At 72.0% G+C, this 21,029-nt stretch carries 23 protein-coding genes and 1 pseudogene; 14 read left to right on the top strand and 10 right to left on the bottom strand.

All coding sequences use genetic code 11. The annotated features are described in order from the left end of the window. Positions 1-30: 30 nt before the first annotated feature. On the top strand, positions 31-408 hold the full coding sequence (locus IOD16_RS29020; protein WP_201436888.1) for a hypothetical protein: 378 nt from the start codon (positions 31-33) through the stop codon (positions 406-408). On the opposite strand, the gene IOD16_RS29015 is transcribed toward IOD16_RS29020, so the two are convergent. Beyond that, entirely contained in the window at positions 356-856 is a 501-nt protein-coding gene (locus IOD16_RS29015; RefSeq protein WP_201436887.1) for a hypothetical protein, read from the bottom strand. The two genes, IOD16_RS29020 and IOD16_RS29015, sit on opposite strands and share 53 nt — an antisense overlap. A 21-nt stretch (positions 857-877) precedes the next feature. Next, positions 878-1,429 carry a GNAT family N-acetyltransferase gene (locus IOD16_RS29010; RefSeq protein WP_201436886.1) on the bottom strand — a complete coding sequence of 184 codons (552 nt, stop codon included), beginning with the start codon at positions 1,427-1,429 and terminating at the stop codon, positions 878-880. 106 nt (positions 1,430-1,535) lie between these two features. Here IOD16_RS29010 and IOD16_RS29005 point away from each other — a divergent pair, with 106 nt between their 5' ends. From IOD16_RS29005 to IOD16_RS28990, 4 genes and pseudogenes are all read left to right on the top strand, one after another. After that, complete coding sequence (locus IOD16_RS29005; RefSeq protein ID WP_236594445.1) at positions 1,536-2,432, top strand: EamA family transporter; 897 nt, start codon at positions 1,536-1,538, stop codon at positions 2,430-2,432. After that, positions 2,422-3,633 (top strand): winged helix-turn-helix domain-containing protein, encoded by a 1,212-nt coding sequence (locus IOD16_RS29000; RefSeq protein WP_201436884.1) that lies wholly within the window; start codon positions 2,422-2,424, stop codon positions 3,631-3,633. Before IOD16_RS29005 ends, IOD16_RS29000 begins: the two co-directional genes overlap by 11 nt. A 147-nt stretch (positions 3,634-3,780) precedes the next feature. Continuing rightward, positions 3,781-4,708, top strand: a pseudogene (locus IOD16_RS28995) (aldo/keto reductase). A 70-nt stretch (positions 4,709-4,778) separates the two neighbouring features. Further along, entirely contained in the window at positions 4,779-5,366 is a 588-nt protein-coding gene (locus tag IOD16_RS28990; RefSeq protein ID WP_201436883.1) for a TetR family transcriptional regulator, read from the top strand. Positions 5,367-5,425: 59 nt separating this feature from the next. Here IOD16_RS28990 and IOD16_RS28985 read toward each other — a convergent pair whose 3' ends face one another. Continuing rightward, positions 5,426-6,316, bottom strand: coding sequence for a DUF4097 family beta strand repeat-containing protein (locus tag IOD16_RS28985; RefSeq protein WP_201436882.1), 891 nt, complete (start codon positions 6,314-6,316; stop codon positions 5,426-5,428). Between the two features lie 9 nt (positions 6,317-6,325). Beyond that, positions 6,326-6,850, bottom strand: a complete 525-nt coding sequence (locus tag IOD16_RS28980) for a toxin-antitoxin system HicB family antitoxin (RefSeq protein WP_123746063.1) — start codon at positions 6,848-6,850, stop codon at positions 6,326-6,328. A gap of 165 nt (positions 6,851-7,015) precedes the next feature. On the opposite strand from IOD16_RS28980, the gene thyX reads away from it, so the two are divergent. The 7 genes from thyX to IOD16_RS28945 all read left to right on the top strand — a co-directional run bounded on the left by thyX (position 7,016) and on the right by IOD16_RS28945 (position 13,523). Then, positions 7,016-7,768 carry an FAD-dependent thymidylate synthase gene (gene thyX, locus IOD16_RS28975; protein WP_123746064.1) on the top strand — a complete coding sequence of 251 codons (753 nt, stop codon included), beginning with the start codon at positions 7,016-7,018 and terminating at the stop codon, positions 7,766-7,768. A gap of 6 nt (positions 7,769-7,774) precedes the next feature. Continuing rightward, complete coding sequence (locus IOD16_RS28970; protein WP_123746065.1) at positions 7,775-8,164, top strand: ACT domain-containing protein; 390 nt, start codon at positions 7,775-7,777, stop codon at positions 8,162-8,164. Positions 8,165-8,252: 88 nt separating this feature from the next. Then, positions 8,253-9,683 carry a serine/threonine-protein kinase gene (locus IOD16_RS28965; protein ID WP_236594444.1) on the top strand — a complete coding sequence of 477 codons (1,431 nt, stop codon included), beginning with the start codon at positions 8,253-8,255 and terminating at the stop codon, positions 9,681-9,683. 9 nt (positions 9,684-9,692) lie between these two features. Beyond that, positions 9,693-10,313: a TIGR03085 family metal-binding protein gene (locus tag IOD16_RS28960; protein WP_123746067.1), complete on the top strand. Its 621-nt coding sequence runs from the start codon at positions 9,693-9,695 to the stop codon at positions 10,311-10,313. A 38-nt stretch (positions 10,314-10,351) separates the two neighbouring features. Continuing rightward, positions 10,352-11,248 carry a 4-hydroxy-tetrahydrodipicolinate synthase gene (gene dapA / locus IOD16_RS28955; RefSeq protein ID WP_201436881.1) on the top strand — a complete coding sequence of 299 codons (897 nt, stop codon included), beginning with the start codon at positions 10,352-10,354 and terminating at the stop codon, positions 11,246-11,248. Next, positions 11,245-12,927, top strand: a complete 1,683-nt coding sequence (locus tag IOD16_RS28950; RefSeq protein WP_201436880.1) for a ribonuclease J — start codon at positions 11,245-11,247, stop codon at positions 12,925-12,927. Before dapA ends, IOD16_RS28950 begins: the two co-directional genes overlap by 4 nt. A 26-nt stretch (positions 12,928-12,953) precedes the next feature. Continuing rightward, positions 12,954-13,523 (top strand): dienelactone hydrolase family protein, encoded by a 570-nt coding sequence (locus tag IOD16_RS28945; RefSeq protein WP_201436879.1) that lies wholly within the window; start codon positions 12,954-12,956, stop codon positions 13,521-13,523. Positions 13,524-13,715: 192 nt separating this feature from the next. Here the strand turns inward: IOD16_RS28945 and IOD16_RS28940 are convergent, their stop codons facing one another. Further along, positions 13,716-14,495: a lysophospholipid acyltransferase family protein gene (locus IOD16_RS28940; RefSeq protein WP_201436878.1), complete on the bottom strand. Its 780-nt coding sequence runs from the start codon at positions 14,493-14,495 to the stop codon at positions 13,716-13,718. A 131-nt stretch (positions 14,496-14,626) separates the two neighbouring features. Between IOD16_RS28940 and IOD16_RS28935 the strand changes: the two genes are divergently transcribed. Further along, positions 14,627-17,086 carry an FtsK/SpoIIIE family DNA translocase gene (locus tag IOD16_RS28935; protein WP_201436877.1) on the top strand — a complete coding sequence of 820 codons (2,460 nt, stop codon included), beginning with the start codon at positions 14,627-14,629 and terminating at the stop codon, positions 17,084-17,086. A gap of 251 nt (positions 17,087-17,337) precedes the next feature. Further along, the gene (locus tag IOD16_RS28930) at positions 17,338-18,024 is read left to right on the top strand and encodes a glycoside hydrolase family 12 protein (RefSeq protein ID WP_123746072.1); all 687 of its coding nucleotides are present in this window, start codon (positions 17,338-17,340) and stop codon (positions 18,022-18,024) included. 207 nt (positions 18,025-18,231) lie between these two features. On the opposite strand, the gene IOD16_RS28925 is transcribed toward IOD16_RS28930, so the two are convergent. The 5 genes from IOD16_RS28925 to IOD16_RS28905 all read right to left on the bottom strand — a co-directional run bounded on the left by IOD16_RS28925 (position 18,232) and on the right by IOD16_RS28905 (position 20,935). Next, positions 18,232-18,663, bottom strand: a complete 432-nt coding sequence (locus IOD16_RS28925; protein ID WP_236594443.1) for a phospholipase — start codon at positions 18,661-18,663, stop codon at positions 18,232-18,234. Positions 18,664-18,966: 303 nt separating this feature from the next. Continuing rightward, positions 18,967-19,224 carry a hypothetical protein gene (locus tag IOD16_RS28920; RefSeq protein ID WP_201436876.1) on the bottom strand — a complete coding sequence of 86 codons (258 nt, stop codon included), beginning with the start codon at positions 19,222-19,224 and terminating at the stop codon, positions 18,967-18,969. Continuing rightward, on the bottom strand, positions 19,221-19,523 hold the full coding sequence (locus IOD16_RS28915) for a hypothetical protein (protein WP_201436875.1): 303 nt from the start codon (positions 19,521-19,523) through the stop codon (positions 19,221-19,223). Before IOD16_RS28915 ends, IOD16_RS28920 begins: the two co-directional genes overlap by 4 nt. Continuing rightward, positions 19,520-20,371: a MerR family transcriptional regulator gene (locus tag IOD16_RS28910; protein WP_201436874.1), complete on the bottom strand. Its 852-nt coding sequence runs from the start codon at positions 20,369-20,371 to the stop codon at positions 19,520-19,522. The genes IOD16_RS28915 and IOD16_RS28910 overlap by 4 nt, the downstream gene beginning before the upstream one ends. Positions 20,372-20,434: 63 nt before the next feature. Beyond that, entirely contained in the window at positions 20,435-20,935 is a 501-nt protein-coding gene (locus IOD16_RS28905; protein WP_123746076.1) for an amino-acid N-acetyltransferase, read from the bottom strand. Between the last annotated feature and the right edge of the window lie 94 nt (positions 20,936-21,029).

Below are 21,029 nucleotides of genomic sequence, written 5' to 3'. Positions count from 1 at the left end.
TCGGCCGGATGGCGGGGTAACCGGTGAGGCATGGATCGTGCAGCAGTGGACCGCCTCTACGACTGTGACGTGCTCGATCGGCACGGCCGGCCCATCGGCCCGGTCGCGGGGGTGTGGCTGGCCGGCGACCGGCCGCTGTGGGCCTCCGTGCGCCGCGACGGGGGCACGACGCTCGTCCCGATCCGCGGCGCCCAGGTGCGGGACCGCAGGCTCGTGGTGCCGGTGGACAAGCGGGAGGTGGAGGACGCGCCGAGGGTCGGCGACCGCGACCTCTCCGAGGCCGAGCAGGCCGAGCTGCACGACCACTACGGGCTGACGGTGCCCGAGCAACGCCTGGTGCGCCACCAGCGCGCGGTCAGTGCACCCACCAGCCAGCCACCGCCGCAGGCGAGGCGGCGAGCACGCTGAACCGGGCGAACCGGCCGGCCACGCTGGTGGAGATGAACAGCCAGGACGACATGCCGGCCAGACCCGCCAGCACGGTGGTGAACATGAACGGCGGCAGGCCCACCACGGAGCTCACCGCGTGCGTGCCGAACATCCAGTGGGGGTGCCGGTGGCAGCGCACGCGCACCCACTCCAACCTGGTCTTCCACTTCAGCCGCCACGGCGACAGCGTCTTGGCGGGCTTCTCCTCGCGCTTCAGGAACGAGGGCAGGCGTAACGAGCCGCGTGCGGCCAGGAAGTAGAACATCTTGCCCAGCACCTGGCCCACGGCGACCGCGATGCCGATCCACCACCACGAGATGCCCGGTTGCTGGGTGACCAGCCCGATGACGAAGATCTCGATGCTGATGAGCGGCACCAGCGCGGACCCGAAGGCGACGCTGAACGTGAGGCACAACCACCCGACCACTTGGCGAGGCTACCCGCGCCGTCACGGCTCGAGCAGTAGGGACAACCCCCCGGTAACCCTGATCTCGCGCAACGGCCGCCCGCCGGCGTCCAGGGTGCGGACCGTGCCGTCGGCCTCCCAGTCCGCCTTGCCGTAGAAGCCGATCGACGCCTTGTCCGCCTCCGGCACCCACGCGACGCCCCTCGTCGCACCGGCTTCACGCAGGTGGGAGGCGGCCGTGGCGAGCAGCCTGCCGCCGTGCCCGCGCCGGGCCCAACGCGGTTCCACGAGCACGCTCAGCAACGCCGTCGTCGCCGCGTCCTCGGGCAGCGAACCGTCGGCGCGCGCCACTTCCTCCTCGGGCGCCGACCCGGCGACGCAGAAGCCGACCGTCCACGTGCCTTCGGCGGCGACGAACACCTGACCGTGCCCGACCGCCTCGGCCCACGCGGTCGCGGTCCGGTCGACGTCGATGGCCTCCAGGACCTCGGCGGGCACGATGTCCCGGTAGGCGGTGCGCCAGGTGTCTCGGTGGATGCGGGCGATCTCCGCCACGTCGTCGGGCTGCGCGGTGCGCACGGTGGCGTCGGCCATGCGGGCACCCTATCGGCCGCCGCCCGGGCCGGGAGCGTCGGACGTCACGGTCCCCGCGGCGGAAATCCGCGTGATTCCGGCGGTGCGGCGTGAAAGCGTCGGTGACGTGCGTTGGGCAGCGTTGGGCGTCGTGTACGTGGTCTGGGGTTCGACCTACCTGGGCATCAGGTTCACCATCGAGTCGATGCCGCCGCTGGTGTCGGCCGGCACGCGGTTCTTCCTCGCCGGCGCGGTGCTGGCGGTGGTGGTCGCGTGGCGCGGCGGGCTGCGGATGACGCGGCGGCAGTTCGGCTCGGCGGTGCTGCTGGGACTGCTGCTGCCCGCCTGGGGCAACGGGCTCGTGGTGCTGGCCGAGCAGTCCGTGGCGTCGGGGTTGGCGGCGCTGCTGGTGGCGGCCGTGCCGCTGTACGTGGTGCTGATGCGGCGGTTCGCCGGTGAACGGCCGCACCGCGTGACGTACGCGGGGGTGGCCATCGGCCTGGTGGGGTTGGCCGTGTTGTTGTCGGACGACGTGGGCGAGTCGTCGTGGTGGGGGCCGTGGGTGGTGCTGCTGGCGGCGTTCGGGTGGGCGCTGGGGTCGTTCCTGAGCAGCCGGCTGGACACGCCGGCGAACCCGTTCGCGCTGTCGGCGGTGGAGATGCTGGCCGGCGGCGTGGCGTTGACGGTGGCGGGGCTGGCCGCGGGGGAACGGGTGTCGTTCGGCGCGATCACCACGTCGTCGTGGGTGGCGTGGGGCTACCTGGTGGTGTTCGGGTCGTTGCTGGCGTTCAGCTCGTACGTGTACGTGCTGGGGCAGTTGCCGGTGTCGACGGTGGCGACCTACGCGTACGTGAACCCGGTGATCGCGGTGGTGCTCGGGGTGTGGCTGGCCGACGAGCGGTTCGGGGTGCGGCAGCTGCTCGGCGGTCTGCTGGTGGTCGCGGCGGTGGTGCTGGTGGTCCGGGCCGAGCGGAAACGTCGTACCCCGGTGGGAGTATCGCCCCGTGCAGAAGATGAACGCTGACGTCGCCCGCCGGATCGCGCTGGGGGCACAGGGTTTCGCCGACGCCCGGCCCGCCGCCGAGCCCACCCGGCGGCACCTGCGGAAGGTGCTGTCGCGGGTCCGGCTGTTGCAGCTGGACTCGGTGAACGTGGCCGTCCGCGCGCACTACATGCCGGTGTTCAGCAGGCTGGGCGCCTACTCGCCGTCGTTGGTGGACGAGGCGGCGTGGTCGCACAGCGCGCAGAAGCCGCGGCTGCTGGTGGAGTACTGGGCGCACGAGGCGAGCCTGGTACCGGTGGAGGACTGGCCGCTGCTGCACTCCGGGGCCAAGCGCCCCGGCTGGTGGAAGAACCACACGGCGGTCGCCGAGCGCTCGCCGCGCCTCGTGGACGACATCCTGGCGGTGGTGCGGGAGCTGGGGCCGCTCGGCGCGGGCGCGATCGAGAAGGCGTTGGCCGGTGGCGGGCCGCGGGCCAAGGACCACTGGGGCTGGAACTGGTCCGAGGTCAAGAAGGTGTGCGAGTACCTGTTCGGCGAGGGCGTGCTGACCACCGGGTCGCGGCGCGGGTTCGAGCGGCTCTACGACCTGAGCGAACGCGTGCTGCCGCCGGAGGTGTCGGCGCGGTGGCGGTCGGTGTCGGCGGAGGAAGGCGCGCGGGAGCTGGTGGCGCGCGCGGCGACGGCGTTGGGCGTGGCGACTGAGCCCGACCTGCGCGACTACTACCGCTTGCAGCCCGCGCGCAGCCGGCAGGCCGTGGCGGAGCTGGTCGAGGCCGGAGTGCTGGAGCCGGTCGAGGTGCAGGGGTGGGGCGCGCCCGCGTACCGGCACGTCGAGGCGCGCGTGCCGCGGCGGATCACCGGCCGGGCGCTGCTGTGCCCGTTCGACCCGCTGATCTGGGAGCGGGCCCGGACCGAGCGGATCTTCGGCTTCTTCTACCGGATCGAGATCTACGTGCCCGCGCCGAAGCGGGTGCACGGCTACTACGTGTTCCCGTTCCTGCTGGACGGCGAGCTGGTGGCGCGGGTCGACCTGAAGGCGGACCGGGCGGCGGGCGTGCTGCGGGTGCAGGCGGCGTACGCCGAGCCGACCGCGGACGTGGGCCGGGTGGCGGTCGAGCTGGCCGCCGAGCTGCGGCACATGGCGGACTGGCTGGCCCTGGACGACGTCGAGGTGGTGCTCAAGGGGGACCTCGCGGGGGTGCTGAAAGCGGTGGCTCGCTGAGACCGGGGACTCGATGGGCTGACAGAAGTTGAAATCTGTCAGCCCAAGTCCCATAGTGGAGACATGACGAACTCCACCCACCGCGTGACCCGGCGTCGAGTCCTGGGCACGACCGGTCCCGAGGTGTCGGCGCTCGGCCTGGGCTGCATGGGCATGTCGGACCTGTACGGCCCGGCCGACGAGGCGGAGAGCGTGGCCACCATCCACGCCGCCGTCGACGCCGGCGTGACCCTGCTCGACACCGGCGACTTCTACGGCATGGGGCACAACGAGCTGCTGATCCGCCAGGCCCTGCGCGAGCGCGACCGCGACGACGTGGCGATCAGCGTCAAGTTCGGCGCGCTGCGCGACGCGGACGGCGGCTGGCACGGCAACGACGCCCGGCCCGAGGCGGTGCGCAACTTCCTCGCCTACACGCTGCGCCGGCTCGGCACGGACCACGTCGACGTCTACCGCCCGGCCCGCCTCGACCCGGCCGTCCCGATCGAGGAGACCGTCGGCGCGATCAAGGAGGAGGTCGAGAAGGGCCGGGTCCGCCACATCGGCCTGTCCGAGGTGGGCGCGGACACGCTCCGCCGGGCCGCCGCGGTCCACCCGATCGTCGACCTCCAGATCGAGTACTCGCTGATCTCGCGGGGCATCGAGGAGGAGATCCTGCCCACCGCCCGCGAGCTGGGCGTCGGCGTCACCGCGTACGGCGTGCTGTCGCGCGGCCTGATCTCGGGCCACTGGACGGCGACCAAGGGCGCCGGCGACTTCCGCGCCGTCTCGCCGCGCTTCCAGGGCGAGAACCTGGACCACAACCTGTCGCTGGTGGAGGCGTTGCGCGCGGTGGCCGCCGAGAAGGGCGCCACGGTCGCGCAGCTGGCCATCGTGGGTCCTGGCCCAGGGCGAGGACATCGTGCCGCTGGTGGGCGCCCGCCGCCGCGACCGGCTGACCGAGGCGCTGGGCGCGCTGGACGTCACCCTCACCGGGGCGGACCTGGCCCGGATCGAAGCGGCGGTCCCGGCCGACGCCGCGGCGGGGGAGCGGTACGCGCCGGCCCTGATGGCGCACCTGGACAGCGAGCGCTGACCGCGGTCCGTGCCGCCGGCCGGTGCGCGCACAATTGACCGGACCAGCCGGCGACACCAGGGAGCACCACGTGGCGGAAGGCCCACTGACCGCGGAGGTCGTCCTCGGCGCCACCGAGGACGTCCTGCGCCGCTTCGGCCCGGCCAAGGCGACCGTGGTGGACGTGGCCCGCGCCCTCGGCGTGAGCCACGGCAGCGTCTACCGGCACTTCCCGACCAAGACGGCGCTGCGGGAGGCCGTCACCCAGCGCTGGCTCGACCGCGCGCACGCGGGCCTCGCCGAGCTGGCCGCCGCCGACACGCCCGCGCCGCAGCGCCTGCGCGACTGGCTGGCGGCCCTCTTCGAAGCCAAGCGCAGGAAGGCCCTGGGCGACCCGGAGCTGTTCGCCACGTTCTCCGTGCTGGTGAACGAGAACAGCGCCGTCGTCGCCACGCACATCGCGGCGATGGTCGACGACCTCACCAGGATCGTCGCCGACGGCGTGGCCGCCGGCGACTTCGCCACCGAGGACCCGGCCGTCAGCGCCAAGGCCGTCTTCGCCGCCACCGCGCGCTTCCACGACCCGGCCCACGCCGGCGAGTGGTCCGCCCCGGACGTCGACGAGGTGTTCGACGCCGTGGTGTCACTGCTGGTGGCGGGACTGCGACCCGGGCAGTAGGGAACCGCGGCGCGCGCATCGGGGGTGCGCGCGCCGCGGTTCGGTCCGAGGACCGGGGGTCAGGCCGTGGTCGCCGTGGTCACCATGGCGGTGCCGCTGCCGGTCCGGCCGGTGATGAACAGGGACGGCTCGTCCGCCGGCGGGGTGTCGGAGACGTCCAGCTCGCTGCGCGCCGAGCCCGAGTTGGAGACCAGGTCGACCTGCGCCGCCACCCCGGGCCGCACGCCGACCCGCACGTCGCCCGAGCCGGTGCCGAGCTGGACCTTGCCGGACGCGGCGTCGGCGATGGTGACGTCACCGCCGCCGGTGCGCACCTGCACGTCGTTCTGCACGGCGCCCAGCCACACGTCGCCGGTGCCCGTGTAGATCACGGTGTTCCCGCCGACCGACGACACCTCGACGTCGCCGCTGCCGGTCTTCGCCCGCAGCCCGCCGAGCATCGGCCCGAGCCTCAGCTTGCCCGAACCCGAGTTGACCTGCGACGAGGCCTCCGCGCGATCCGCGGTCACGTCACCGGTGCCGGTCTGGAGCTCCAACCGGCCCGCCGAGCCGGTCACGGTCACCTCCGCCGAGCCCGCCTTGGTGATCACGTGGGAGCCGGCCGGCGCCCGCACCGTCACGCTCAGCGGCACGGCGCGCAGCGGCAGCGCCTTGGACGAGTGCACCTTCACCCGCCCGCCGGACAGCTCGAGGCGGGCGTCGCGCACCGCCTCCGCCGGTCCGGCCGGCTGCGCCCGCCCGTTGCCGAACTGGTCGTTCACCCAGCTCAGCAGCCCGGACAGGCCTGCCGACCAGGACTCGCCCGGCGACGGGTCGTGCTTGACCTCGACGTGCACGCCCGGCTCGTCGACCAGGTGCACCCGCACCCGGCCGGCGAGCAGCGCCACGTCGACCTCCACCGTCCCGTCGACCTCGAAGCTCTGCTGTCGCACGACGACATCCGATTCCATCTCTCCCCCTCAGCCCTGCACCCAGCCGCGGACGCGGGAGGACGACGACGGATCGCCGCCCGACTGGTCCTTCGGCGGCCCCCAGTGCTTGTGGCCGCCGCCACCGCGCCGCCCGCCGACCGCGCCCTGCACGGCCTGCGCGACGAACGTGTTGAGCGACATCCCCTGGGCCGCGGCCGCCTGCTCGGCCTTGGACTTCAGCTCGTCCAGCAGGCGCAGGGTGACGCGCGTGGCGTCACCGGCGGAGGGCCGGGGAACTTCCCGGGGCTCGGGTTCGTGTTCTTCCCGAGCGGCCGTGCCGGTGACGACCACCTGCACGTCCCGTCCGTCCAACCGCACGTCGACCACAGGGCCGTCGAGGGCCGCGGTGACCTCCGCGGCCAGGTCGGACAGCGCGTTCATGAGCGCGAGCCGCGCGGCGGGCTCCAAGGCTGCGGACAGCAGGGCCGCGGTGCGCCGGGTGTTGTCGTCCCCGGCGGACGCGGCCGTCGCGAGGTCCTCGCGCAGTGCGGCGATGTACGGCGACAGATCCATGACACCACCATGACGTCAAATCTGACATCAGTCAAGCGGATCGGTGATGTCGTTCATGACGGCACGGTGCGGGTCGCGAACGGACGCCGACCCGTCCGCCGAACGGCGGCGTCCGGGCCCCGGTGTCGGGCAACGGCCCGGACGGCTTCGGTTAGGGTTCGGGCCATGGCTGAGACGGTGGCGCCGAAGGTGCAGTTGATCGCGAAGACGGAGTTCTTCCCCCCGGACGGCGTCCCGTGGTCCACCGACGCCGACGGCGGCGAGGCGCTGGCGGAGTTCGCCGGCCGCGCCTGCTACCAGTCGTGGACCAAGCCGAACCCGGCCACCGCCACGAACTCTGGCTACATCAAGCACATCATCGAGGTCGGCCACCTGTCCGTGCTGGAGCACGGCTCGGTCAGCTTCTACCTGACCGGCATCTCCCGCTCGCTCACGCACGAGCTGATCCGGCACCGCCACTTCTCGTACTCGCAGCTGTCCCAGCGGTACGTGCCCGAGCGCAACGCCGCCATGGTCGAGCCGGACGTCATCGCGAACGACCCGGAGCTGCACGAGAAGTTCCTCGCCGCCGCGCAGGCCAGCGTCGAGGCCTACAACGAGCTGCTGAAGGGCCTGGAGGAGAAGTTCTCCGACGTGCCCAGCGCCACCCTGCGCCGCAAGCAGGCCCGTCAGGCGGCCAGGGCGATCCTGCCCAACGCCACCGAGACCCGCATCGTGGTGACCGGCAACTACCGGGCGTGGCGGCACTTCATCGCCATGCGCGCCACCGAGCACGCCGACGTGGAGATCCGCGCGCTGGCCGTGGAGTGCCTGCGCCAGTTGCAGAAGGCGGCAGCCAACGTGTTCGCCGACTTCGCCATCTCCACCCTGGCCGACGGCTCCGAGGTCGCCTCCAGCCCGCTGGTCACCGAAGGCTGACGGCCGGTGAAGCGGCTGATCGTCGACGTCCGGCCGGGCGAGTACGCGGTCGTGCGGCTGCCCGCCGACGCGCCCGTCCCGGCCGGGCTGCTCGACGCGCCCGGCCTGGTGTCGGTGACCAGGACCCCCGACGAGCTGTCGATCGTGTGCCCGGTCGAGCACGCGCCGGAAGCGGACACCGCGCAGCCCGGCTGGCGGCTGCTGACCGTGCGCGGTCCGCTGGAGTTCACCCTCACTGGCATCATGGCCGCCCTGTCGGGTGAACTGGCCGCGGCGGGTGTGAGCCTGTTCGCACTGTCCACCTACGACACCGACCACCTGCTGGTGAAGTCGGGCGACCTGGCCCGGGCCGTGCAGGCGCTGCGGTCGTCCGGGCACGAAGTCACGAAACCGTGAAACCGGATCGGGCGACACGCGGTCTGAAGTAGCGTTCCGCCCGGTCCGCGGGTTTCGAGGAGTGACGGTGACTGGTCCGACGCAAGGTGTGAGCACTCAACCCCGGGTGATCGCGGGCAGGTACACCCTGCTCGCCGAGCTGGGACGCGGCGGCATGGGCGTCGTCTGGCGCGCGCAGGACAACGTGATCGGCCGCCAGGTGGCCATCAAGGAGCTGCACCTGCCCGACGGCATCGCGCTGGAGGAGCGCCGGGTGCTGGAGGAGCGGGTGCTGCGCGAGGCGCGCACCGCGGGCCGGCTGAACGACCCCGGCGTGGTCACCGTGTTCGACGTGGTCGCCGAGCACGGCATGACCTACATCGTGATGGAGCTGGTCGAGGCCGCCACCCTGTCCACCCTGATCAGCGCCCACGGCCCGATGCCGCAGGACCGGGTCATCTCGATGGCCGTGCAGGCGCTGTCCGCGTTGGACTCCGCGCACCAGGCCGGGATCGTGCACCGCGACGTCAAACCCGGCAACCTCATGGTCACGCCCGCCGGCCGGGTGAAGCTCACCGACTTCGGCATCGCCCAGGCCGTGGACGACCCCCGGTTGACCACCAGCGGCAGCCTCATCGGCTCGCCCGCCTACATGTCGCCGGAGCGCATCCACGGCAACGAGGCCTCGCCCGCCTCCGACCTGTGGGCGCTCGGCGCGACGCTCTGCTACGCCGTCGAGGGCGCCAACCCGTACGACCGGCCGACCACCGCGTCCACCCTGCACGCGATCATGAACGAGATGCCCCGGCTGACCAGGGCGCACGGCGTGCTCGGCGCGGTGATCACCGGCCTGATGATGCCCGACCCGAACGCCCGGCTGACCGGTCCGCAGGCGCGCGCCATGCTGGAACGCGCGGCGGCCCAGCCGACGCCGCCGACCGGGTTCGGCGCGCCGAACCCGACCATGCACTACACCCCGCCCACCGCCGCGCGGAAGCCGTGGCTCAAGAAGCTGCTGATCGCCGGCACGGCGGTGGCGGCCGTGGCGCTGCTCGTCGCGGGCGTGCTCCTCGGCCGGTGGTGGTTCACCGACAAGCCGCCCGCCGCGATGGCCGAGACGGTCACCTACGGGCCGGGCGGCACGATCGAGCCCGCCCAGTTCAAGGCGGGCAACGGCCAGTGCGGCGACAACCTGGTCGACCCCAACACCACGGTCAACTACACCGACTGCGAGGAGCCGCACCGGGTCGAGGTCTACGCGGCGGCCGAGCCGTTCGGGTCGGACAAGATGCCCTACCCGGGCGACGAGTGGCTGCGCGGGTACGCGGAGACGTTCTGCACGATGTACTTCATGTCCGAGCGGGTGCCGGTGAAGGACAAGCAGACCAAGCTCCGCTACGTCGCCGTCGTGCCGACCTCGGGCGTCTGGGCGGAGGACCCGGCGAAGGCCTCGTCGTCGGACAAGCGCTACCGCGACGTGGCGTGCGTGCTGTGGAACAAGGACGGCACCGCGCTGAAGGACCAGCTGTACGCCAAGTAACGTGGGGCCATGGGCGTCGCACAGGACGAACGCAGGCAGTTGGGCGAGCTGTTCGCCGAGGTGGGGCCGGACGCGCCCACGTTGTGCGACCCGTGGCGCGCCCGCGACCTGGCCGCCCACCTCGTGCTGCGGGACCGCCGGCCGGACGCGGGGGCGGGCATCCTGCTCAAGCCGCTGGCCGGGCACACGCAGCGCGTCCAGGACGCCTTCGCGGCCCGGCCGTGGGACGAGCTGGTCGGGCTGGTGCGCGGCGGCCCGCCCTGGTACTCGCCCTACGCGCTGGTCGACGAGCTGGTGAACTCCGTCGAGTACTTCGTGCACCACGAGGACGTGCGCCGGGCGCGCGACGACTGGGAGCCGCGTTCACCCGATCCGGTACGAGACGCGGTGCTGTGGCGGCGGCTCGCGCCGGTCGCCCGGCTGATGTACCGCAAGAGCCCGGTCGGGGTGGTGCTGCGCCGCCCGGACGGCGACGCGGTCGTGGCCAAGCGTGGGGCGGACCCCGTGGTGCTGACCGGGCAAGTCTCGGAATTGCTGGTGCACGTGTTCGGCCGGTCCGCCGCGAGGGTCGAGTACGACGGCGCGGACGAGGCCGTGCGGCTGGTGCGGGGCCTCGACCGGAGCATGTAGTCGCAGCTTGCCGAGGGTGACGCGGTAGATTTCCGCCCATGACCGGAAGTCCTACCGCCGCGCCCGGCCGACCGTTCGGCCGCGTGCTCACCGCCATGGTCACCCCGTTCGACGCGGAGGGGGCGGTGGACCTGGCCAAGGCGCAGCGGCTCGCCGAGCACCTGGTCGAGCTGGGCAACGACGGTCTCGTGGTCAACGGCACCACCGGCGAGAGCCCCACCACCACCGACGCGGAGAAGGCGGACCTGCTCCGCGCCGTGGTCGAGGCGGTCGGCGACCGCGCCACCGTGGTCAGCGGCGCGGGCACCTACGACACCGCGCACAGCGTGCACCTGGCCAAGCAGGCGGAGGCGGCCGGCGCGCACGGCCTGCTGCTGGTCACCCCGTACTACTCGCGGCCCACCCAGGAGGGTGTGTTCGCGCACTTCACCACCGTGGCCGACCAGGTCGGCGTGCCCGTGATGCTGTACGACATCCCGCCGCGCGCCGTGATCCCGATCGAGGTGCCGACCCTGCTGCGGCTCGCCGAGCACCCGCGGATCGTCGCGGTGAAGGACGCCAAGGGCGACCTGCACGCGGGCAGCAAGGTCATCGCCGCCACCGACCTGGCCTACTACTCCGGTGACGACCCGCTGAACCTGCCGTGGCTGTCGGTCGGCGCGGTCGGCTTCGTCAGCGTCGTCTCGCACATCGCCGCGGACCGGCTGCGCGACATGCTCGACGCGTTCGAGTCCGGCGACGTCGCCGGCGCGACCGCGATCCACCAGTCGCTGCTGCCGCTGCTGCGGCCCTTCAGCCGGATGCCCGGCGTCACCTACGCCAAGGCCGCCCTGCGCCTGCGCGGCCTCGACGTGGGCGACCCGAGGCTGCCGCTGGTACCCGCTTCAACAGAGGACATCGAGGCCGTCGAGGCCGAATTGGGAGTCAACGCGTGATCAACCCGAGCTCACCCCCGCCCGCACTGCCCGACGGAGGTCTGCGCGTCGTCGCTCTGGGTGGAATTGGCGAGATCGGCCGCAACATGACGGTGTTCGAGCACGCCGGCCGGCTGCTCGTCGTGGACTGCGGCGTGCTCTTCCCCGAGGACGACCAGCCTGGCGTCGACCTGATCCTCCCGGACTTCCGGGCCATCGAGGACCGGTTGGACGACATCGAGGCCCTGGTGCTCACCCACGGGCACGAGGACCACATCGGCGCGGTGCCGTTCCTGCTGAAGCTGCGCCCCGACCTGCCGGTGGTCGGCTCGCGGTTCACGCTGGCGCTGCTCGCGGCGAAGTGCAAGGAGCACCGCCAGACGCCCCGGCTGATCGAGATCACCGACGGCGACCGGCGCTCGTACGGGCCGTACGAGCTGGAGTTCTTCGCGGTCAACCACTCCATCCCGGACGCGGTCGCGGTCGCCGTCCGCACCTCCGCCGGGCTCGTGCTGCACACCGGCGACATCAAGCTCGACCAGCTGCCGCTCGACGGCAGGCTCACCGACCTGGCCGGGTTCTCTCGGCTCGGCGACGAGGGCGTCGACCTGTTCCTGGTCGACTCGACCAACGCCGAGGTGCCCGGGTTCGTCGCGCCGGAGCGCGAGATCGGGCCGGTGCTGGAGAACGTGGTCCGCAAGGCCGACCAGCGGGTGATCGTGGCGTGCTTCGCCTCCCACGTGCACCGGGTGCAGCAGGTGCTGGACGTGGCCGTGCGGCACGAGCGGCGGGTCGCGCTGGTCGGCCGGTCGATGGTGCGCAACATGGGCATCGCGGCCGAGCTGGGCTACCTGAACGTGCCCGCCGGGTTGTTCGTCGACCTCAACGAGGCGATGGACATGCCCGAGGACGAGGTCATGTTCGTGTCGACCGGGTCGCAGGGCGAGCCGCTGTCGGCGTTGTCCCGCATGGCGCGCGGCGAGCACCGGCAGATCTCGATCAGGGCCGGCGACACGATCGTGCTGGCGTCGTCGTTGATCCCGGGCAACGAGAACGCGGTGTTCGGCGTGGTGAACGGCCTGGCGCGGCTGGGCGCGACGGTCGTGCACCAGGGCAACGCCAAGGTGCACGTGTCCGGGCACTCGCCGGCCGGCGAGCTGCTGTTCCTCTACAACGCGGTGCGGCCGTCGAACGTGATGCCGGTGCACGGCGAGTGGCGGCACCTGCGGGCGAACGCGGCGCTGGCCGTGGCGACGGGCGTGGCCGAGGATCAGGTCGTCATCGCCGAGGACGGCGTGGTGGTCGACCTGGTCGACGGCAAGGCGGCGATCAGCGGCCGGGTCGAGGTGGGCCACGTCTACGTGGACGGCCTGTCGGTCGGCGACGTCGGCGAGTCGACCCTCTCCGACCGGCTCGTGCTCGGCGAGGGCGGGTTCATCGCGATCACCGTGGCCGTCGACTCCAGCAGCGGTCGCGCGGTCGCGCCGCCGACCGTGTCCGGCCGGGGTTTCTCCGACGACCCCAAGGCGTTGGACCAGGCGGTGTCCCTGGTGGAGATGGAACTGTCCCGCACGGAGGCCGAGGGCATCACCGACTCGCACCGCATCGCGCAGGCCGTGCGCCGCGTGGTGGGCCGCTGGGTCGCCGAGACCTACCGCCGGCGGCCGATGATCGTGCCGACCATCATCCCGGTGAACTGACCGCTTCGCGGCGGGAAAGGCGTGACGTGGCCGAGATTCTGCTGTTCCACCACGGGCACGGGCTGACGCCCGGTGTCGAGGCCTTCGCCGAGCACCTGGCGGAGTCCGGGCACACCGTGCACGTGCCGGACCTGTTCGACGGCCAGGTGTTCGTCGACCTGGTCGACGGTCTCGACTACGCGGAGCGGGTCGGGTTCGGCGCCATCGCCGAACGCGGCCGACTCGCCGCCGAGGGCCTGCCCGCCGACGTCGTCTACCTGGGGTTCTCGCTGGGCGTGCTGCCCGCGCAGCTGCTGGCCCAGACCAAACCCGGCGCGGCGGGCGCGCTGCTGGTCAGCGCGTGCGTGCCGGTGACCGAGTTCGGCGGCGCGTGGCCCGCGACCGTGCCGGTGCAGGTCCACGGCATGGCCTCGGACGAGCTGTTCGTGAACGACGGCGACCTCGACGCGGCGCGGGACCTGGTCGCGGGCGCGGCGGACGGGGAGCTGTTCCTCTACCCCGGCGACCGGCACCTCTTCGCCGACCGCAGCCTGTCGTCCTACGACGAGGTGGCCGCCGTGCTGTTGATGGAACGCGTCCTCGCCTTCCTGAACTAGCGGTCTGCTCGCGGCGAGGGGCGGGCGAGGACGTCACGATCAGGCCCTCGCGCGACGAGGCTTTCGTCCTGTCGGACCGGGTGGGGCGTCGGCGGTTCCCGACGTCCCACCCGGACCGCCTCGTCGTCTGAGCGGAAACCCTTCCGAGGGCGCGCTTTTCCGGCCGGCTCGTCCCGGCAAGTCCTGTTCTGCTCAGTCCTGTTCTGGGCGCCACGGGCTCCTGCCCGTCGTCGGCCGCGTGGGGTCGTGGAACTTCGGCAGGTCCGGCTCGTCGATCCGCAACGGCACCAGGCCCGCGGTGATGGCGCGCATGATCCGCTCGTGCGCCCGCCGCGCGTCGCCCGGCTTGCCGTCCTCCAACCCGGACAGGTCCACCGGCTTGCCGAAGTGCACCTTGAACGTCGGCCGCTTGCGCAGCCCGCGCGCGTAGGACGTCAGGTACGGCTTGGCGTCCGCCCACCCGGCGACGTGCGTGTTGCCCCAGTAGACGGCTTCGTGCGCGCCCCACTGGCTCACCGGCACCACCGGGATCCCGCCGCTGAGCGCCAACCTCGCCGCACCCGTCTTGCCGCGCTCCGGCCACAGACCCGGGTCGAGGCTGATCCGGCCTTCCGGGTACATCGCGATCGGGTCGCCGCCGCGCCGCAACGCCTCGACGGTGCGGTGGTAGGCGTCGCCGACGTCCGCCGCCGCGCGGTCCACGCGCAGGTGGCCGGACGCCTTCAACAACGGCCCCAGGACCGGTGCGTCGAGCAGCCCCCCGGCGAGCAGGAAGCGCGGCGCGGCCCCGATCTTGCGGCACGCCGCGATGAGCACGAACGGGTCGAGGTTGCCGATGTGGTTGGACGCGAGCAGCAGGGGACGTCCCCTGAGGTCCGCCGGGATGTCGCCGGTGACTTCGAGTCGTCCGCTGAGACCGACGACCCCTTGGTCGACGGCGGTCAGCACGCGCCACAGCAGTGGTGTGGGCACAGCGCGAAAGGCTACGGCGTGTCGAGGTGTCGGCGCACCGGGTTCGGGGCAACCATGGGCGTCGAGCAGCGCACGTCACGTCGGCCGTGAACGTTGGGGCCGCTGAGGCCAGAGGGACTACCGTATACACCATGGCCGGCCGAACTGGGACCTCTCGCAAGGGCACGACCCGCAGCACCGGCTCCGGGTCGAAGGCCCGTGCGAGCGCGTCCCGTGCCGGCGCCTCCCGCCCGGCCTCGAAGCGGCCACCCGCCAGGCGCGCGCCGGCGAAGCGGTCCTCCGGCTCCGTCGGCCGGGTCTGGGGGCTGTTCGGCCGCGGCGTCGGCTCGGTGGTCCGCGCGGTGGGCCGCGGCAAGGAACTCGACCCCGCGCACCGCCGGGACGGCTTGGCGCTGGTGCTCATCTCGGTGGCCGTGATCACCGCCGCCGGCGTGTGGTGGCGGGCGGGCGGTCCGGTCGGCCAGTGGGTCGACGTGGCCGTGCGCAGCTCCGTCGGCGGCCCGGCCGTGATCTTCCCCGTGGTGCTGCTGGCGATCGGCGTGGCGCTCATGCGCACCGACCCGAACCCCGAGGCACGGCCGCGCCTGGTGATCGGCTCGATCCTGGTCGCGGTCGGGTTCCTCGGCATGTTCCACCTCGTGGGCGGCCTGCCGACGGACCCGCTCGCCCGCCGTGACGCCGGTGGCGCGCTGGGCTACCTCTCCGGCGGGTTCCTCGCGCAGGGCCTCACGTCGTGGGTCGCCGGCCCGCTGCTGGTGCTGATCTTCGCCTACGGCGTGCTGCTGCTCGTGCACCTGCCGATCCGCGACGTGCCCGCCAAGCTCGGCAGCCTCCTGCACCGCAAGCCCGACCAGCTCGACGGGTTCGACGCCGAGGAGCCGGAGCTCGAGCCCGAGCCGGAGGAGAAGCCGGCCAAGCTGCGCCGCCCGTCCCGCAGCCGCCGCCAAGCCGTCGCCACCCCGGCCGCCGACGACGAGCAGCCCGAGCTGCCGCTGGACGAAGAGCCGCCGCCCCCGCCGCCGGTCAGACCCACGCCCAAGCCGAAAGCGACCCCGGAGACGCCGAAGCCCGCCGCGATCGCCGTGCGCGCGGTCGAGGGCGACTACCGGCTGCCGCCGCCGACCATCCTCAAGGACGGCGACGCGCCGAAGGCCCGCAGCAAGGCCAACGACGTGATGATCGAGGCCATCTCCGGCGTGCTCGACCAGTTCTCCATCGACGCCCAGGTCACCGGCTTCACCCGCGGCCCGACCGTCACCCGGTACGAGGTGGAGCTGGGTCCGGGCGTGAAGGTCGAGAAGATCACCGCGCTGACCAAGAACATCGCCTACGCGGTCGCCACGGACAACGTGCGCCTGCTGGCGCCGATCCCCGGCAAGTCCGCGGTCGGCATCGAGGTGCCCAACAGCGACCGCGAGATGGTGCGGCTGGGCGACGTGCTGCGCTCGCCGTCCACGGTGAAGGACAACCACCCGATGGTCATCGGGCTGGGCAAGGACATCGAGGGCCACTTCGTCACCGCGAACCTGACCAAGATGCCGCACCTGCTGGTGGCCGGCTCCACCGGTTCGGGCAAGTCGAGCTTCGTGAACTCGATGCTGGTGTCCCTGCTCGCGCGCGCCACCCCGGACGAGGTCCGGATGATCCTGATCGACCCGAAGATGGTCGAGCTGACGCCGTACGAGGGCATCCCGCACCTGATCACGCCCATCATCACCCAGCCGAAGAAGGCCGCCGCCGCGCTGGCCTGGCTGGTCGAGGAGATGGAGCAGCGCTACCAGGACATGCAGGTCAACCGGGTGCGGCACATCGACGACTTCAACCGGAAGGTCAAGTCGGGCGAGATCACCGCGCCGCCGGGCAGCGAACGCGTCTACCGGCCGTACCCCTACATCATGGCGATCGTGGACGAGCTGGCCGACCTGATGATGACCGCGCCGCGCGACGTCGAGGACGCGATCGTCCGGATCACCCAGAAGGCACGTGCGGCGGGCATCCACCTGGTGCTGGCGACGCAGCGGCCGTCGGTGGACGTGGTGACCGGCCTGATCAAGACGAACGTGCCGTCACGGCTGGCGTTCGCCACGTCCTCGCTGACCGACTCGCGGGTCATCCTGGACCAGCCGGGCGCGGAGAAGCTGATCGGCATGGGCGACGGCCTGTACCTGCCGATGGGCGCCTCGAAGCCGGTGCGCGTCCAGGGCGCGTACGTGGGGGACGACGAGATCTCCGAGATCGTCAACTTCGCCAAGGACCAGGCGCAGCCGGAGTACACCGACGGCGTCACGGCGGCGAAGGCGGGCGAGAAGAAGGAGATCGACGCCGACATCGGCGACGACCTCGAGGTGCTGATCCAGGCGGCCGAGCTGATCGTCACCTCCCAGTTCGGCTCCACGTCGATGTTGCAGCGCAAGCTGCGGGTCGGCTTCGCCAAGGCGGGCCGGCTCATGGACCTGCTGGAGACGCGCGGCGTCGTCGGGCCGTCGGAAGGCTCGAAGGCCCGCGAGGTGCTGATCAAGCCCGATGAGCTGGACTCGCTCGTCTACCTGATCCGCGGCGGTTCCGGCCCGGACGACGACGGGGACGACTGACCGGATCGGTCGGTCATTTCGTGATGTCGAATAGCCGGTCGAATGGCGCGGTCGAATGGATCGAATGCGCCGGTTTGCTGGGTTGCCTTCTGCGCGACTGCCTCGTGGCTAGTTCCGGTCATTGACCCGGCACGTATTGGGCTGTAATAGTTCCTCTACCGCTGCTGTATCGCCAGGTAACCGGCGCTCTCTCGAATCGAAGCGATTCGACAGCCGCTCAGAGTGGGCAACGATGCCCGGGAAGAAGCGTCATGAACAGGATGCGCTCGGCCGCGATCGCGGTCGCTTTGGTGGGTTCACTGCTCGGGGCGACGGGTGTCGCGCAGGCCGCGACCTGGTCCTCCAGCGACAAGTGGGGCACGTGGTCGAACGGCGGCTACACGGTCCGCAACGACGTGTGGGGCTCCGGTGCCGGGTACCAGGCGATCTGGGCCAACTCCTACGGCAACTGGGGCGTGTGGGCCGACCACCCGAACACGGGCGGCGTGAAGTCCTACCCGCACGTGGCCAAGGCGGTGAACCGCAACCTCAGCGGGCTGAGCAGGCTGTCCAGCTCCTTCAACGTGTCCCGGCCGGGTTCGGGCTCGTACGCGACGACCTACGACATCTGGGCGAACAACAACGCCTACGAGATCATGATCTGGATGAACAAGCAGGGCGCCGTGGGCCCCATCGGGTCGAAGCAGGCCACGGTGACCGTGGGCGGTCACACCTGGGACGTGTACCGGGGTTCGAACGGGGCCAACGCCGTGTTCTCGTTCCTGCGGACGAGCAACACGAACTCCGGCTCGGTCGACCTGCTGGCGGTGCTGAAGTGGATCAGCTCGCGCGGCTGGTACGGCGACGTGACCGTGGGCGAGGTGCAGTTCGGGTTCGAGATCACGTCGTCCGCGGGCGGCATGGACTTCATGTCGAACAGCTACTCGGTCACCAGCTGATCAACAGCCCGACCTCCGCGCCCCGGAATTGTCGTACCCCTGGGGCAGAATAAAAGCAGGGGTCCCCTTGGCGGGGACCCCTGCTCGGCATTGAGGTGTTCTCCGGGTGGACGCGATCTCGCCGGCCTCCGGTTGCCCAGCGGCCGGTCGTGCGAGCGCAGATTCGCGGACGCCGGTTGTGGGACCCGCGAGCCGGCCAGGTGGAGGTCAGCTCGCGCCGAACTCGCGCACGGCCTGGTAGTAGAGGTCCGCCGTGCGGTTGCAGGACCAGTTGCCCGCGCACTGGTTGTACAGGTCGGTCTTGAAGTTGTTGTCGATCCTCAGCCGGGTCGTCTCGTTGAACCGCCCCTGCCGCTTGTAGTTGCGGTAGCCGAAGTCGTGCCGGTGGCAGGCCGGCAGGAACTTGAACCCGAACGGGTTGTCCGGCGACCACGAGCAACCGTCGGACGACCAGTCGAGCTGATCGCTGTAGGGCCGCTGCGTCCGCAGCGTGCTGAACTGCGACAGGGACTTGCTGAAGACGTAGTCGTCGGTCACGGCGGGCGCGTTGATGGCCGCCTGGCCGACACCGGCGCCGGCCAGCAGGGCGAACGAGGCGAGCAGGACGGTCAAAGCGTTGCGCAGGGATTTCGCGAGCACTGTTGTTCCCCTCGGTTTTCGGGCTTGAGGGGTTCTTACCGGTCGCAGATCAACGCCCGACAGCCCCGATCGGCTCATACCGCGCCGACGACGGGTGAACTCCGCCCGCCCGCGCCCACCGGCGTCAACCGCCCGCGGGGCCGTCCGGGGGCAGACCTGCTGCGCCGCACCGCCCACCCCGCGCGGACCGAACCGCCCACCGGGCTGCCTGAGCCGGCCCAACCCCGGCTGGTCCGCCGGGACGACCGGACGTGCGGCCGGCACTTCGCGCAGCCGCAGGCCGTCGGGCGCTCCGGGGCGCGGTCACGCCGCCCGTCGGCGGTAGTACTCCGCCACCCACGGCCCGGCGAGGCCCGCCGCCATCACGTACCCGAACGCCACCACCCACACCGCCGGGCCGACCGCGTCGACCACCGGCGGCACCACCAGGCACTCGGCGGTGAACAGCAGCACCCAGAACGCGAACCGCTTCACCCCCGAGCGCAACGGGTGCTTGCCGATCGAGCGGTCGTACCGGTAGCCCGCGCGCAGCCCCACCACCGCGCCGATCAGTGCGATCACGCCGCCGCCCTCCGTTCGCGGGAACCACCCGGCAGTGCGGCCACCACCGGGGCAAGCGCTTGCGCCCGCGCCACGACGGCACCTCCCGGTGGCGGCGGGAGGTGTGCGCCGGACCCGGCGGGCTCCGTGCCGACGACGTGCGCGCCGACGTTCGGCGGCACGTCCGACACGGTCGAGCCCGCCGGGCCCGGCGACCCCGGGTGCGCGAGCGGGCGAGCCGAACCCCTCCGTACCGGCTCGAACAGCTCGACCCGCACCCGTGCTCCGGAGCCGGGCGCCTCGGGGAGGCGCCCGGTCATCTGCCCGGCTCGTCGTGGTCGTCGCCCCGGTCGAGGAACCGCTGGATCGTCGGCTCGTCGGGGAACTCGTCCTCGCCGGTCTCGATGAGACGTTCCGCGATGGGCAGTGGTTCCTCGGCCCACGCGGGCTGGAAGTCGCCGCTGGGCAGCAGTTGGTGGCGGCGGGCGAACTGCTCGGCGGCCTCGCGGATGGACTCGCGCAGCGTGCCGATCACCACCGTCTCGGCGGTGTAGGTCAGCTCCACGAGCAACGCGCGCATCCGGTCGAGCTGGTCGTCCTGGTCCGCGTTGTCCGCCAGCTGCGGCCACAGCCGGCGTTCGAAGACCTCCACGAAGTCGGCCGCGATGCCATCGGTGGCCGTGCGCAGGTTCGCGAACTTGGCCAGCACGTCGTCGCTCGGGACGCTCAGCGCGGCCAGCCGGTTGCCCGCGTCCAGCGCCCAGCGGCGCACGTGCGGCCACCCGAGTCGCCAGCGGACCAGGCCGAGCTGCATGGCGCGGCGCAGGACGCGCGGGCGGACGTCGCCCAGCGGGACCAGGCGGCTGATGTCGCGGGCCCTGATCCGGACCCAGTCGTCCGGGCCCTCCGCCTCACCGACGCCGAGCACCGCCGCGACGCTCGCGCCCTTCTCCCGCGCCTTCACCAGCTCGGCGATGGCGGGCAGGGAGAAGCCGCGGTACTGCAGGCGTTGGACGAGAGTGAGGCGTTCCAGGTGGGAGGCGTCGTAGTAGGCGACCCGGCCCTGCCGGCGGGGCGGGTGCAGCACGCCCTTGGTCTGGTACATGCGGATCGTGCTGCCCGGCAGGCCGACCCGGACCGCCAACTCGTCGACCGTCAACTGCTCCACGCCACCGATCTTGGCGGCCCGGAGTTCGTGGAGTCAAGACTCTTCGAGTGAATACTCGAAGAGTTACAGGTGCAGCAGCATGCGCGAGTTGCCGAGGGTGTTCGGCTTGACGTACGAGAGGTCGAGGAACTCGGCGACGCCCTCGTCGGCGGACCGCATGATCTCCTCGTAGACCTCGGGGGAGACGGGCGTGCCGTCGATCTCCACGAACCCGTGCTTGCCGAAGAAGTCGGTCTCGAAGGTCAGCACGAACAACCGCTCCAGCTGGAGCTCGCGAGCGGTCTCGATCAGCCGGTGCACGATCCGGTGGCCGATGCCCCGGCCCAGCGAGGCGGGCGACACGGCGACCGTGCGGATCTCGGCCAGGTCCTCCCACAGCACGTGCAGCGCCCCGCACCCGAGCACCACGCCGTCCTCTTCGGCGACCCAGAACTCCTGGATGTCCTCGAACAGCGTGACGAGCGGCTTGGACAGCAGCACCTTGCCGGCGTAGGCGTCGATGAGGGCCTTCATCGCCCGAACGTCGCCGGTGCGGGCGCGACGCACGTTGATCGAGTCGTTCACGGTCCAAAGGTAGGCCCTGTGCGAGGAGCCGCCCGCTCCACCCCGGCGTCCGGCCGGCGCGTCGCGTGCGCGTGACGCGGGACACGAAAAGGGA

It is taken from the genome of Saccharothrix sp. 6-C (genome assembly GCF_016695385.1).
Classification (GTDB): domain Bacteria; phylum Actinomycetota; class Actinomycetes; order Mycobacteriales; family Pseudonocardiaceae; genus Actinosynnema; species Actinosynnema texasense.
The sequence above is the reverse complement of the archived record's forward strand: the minus strand, read 5'-3'. Positions and strand labels throughout refer to the sequence as shown.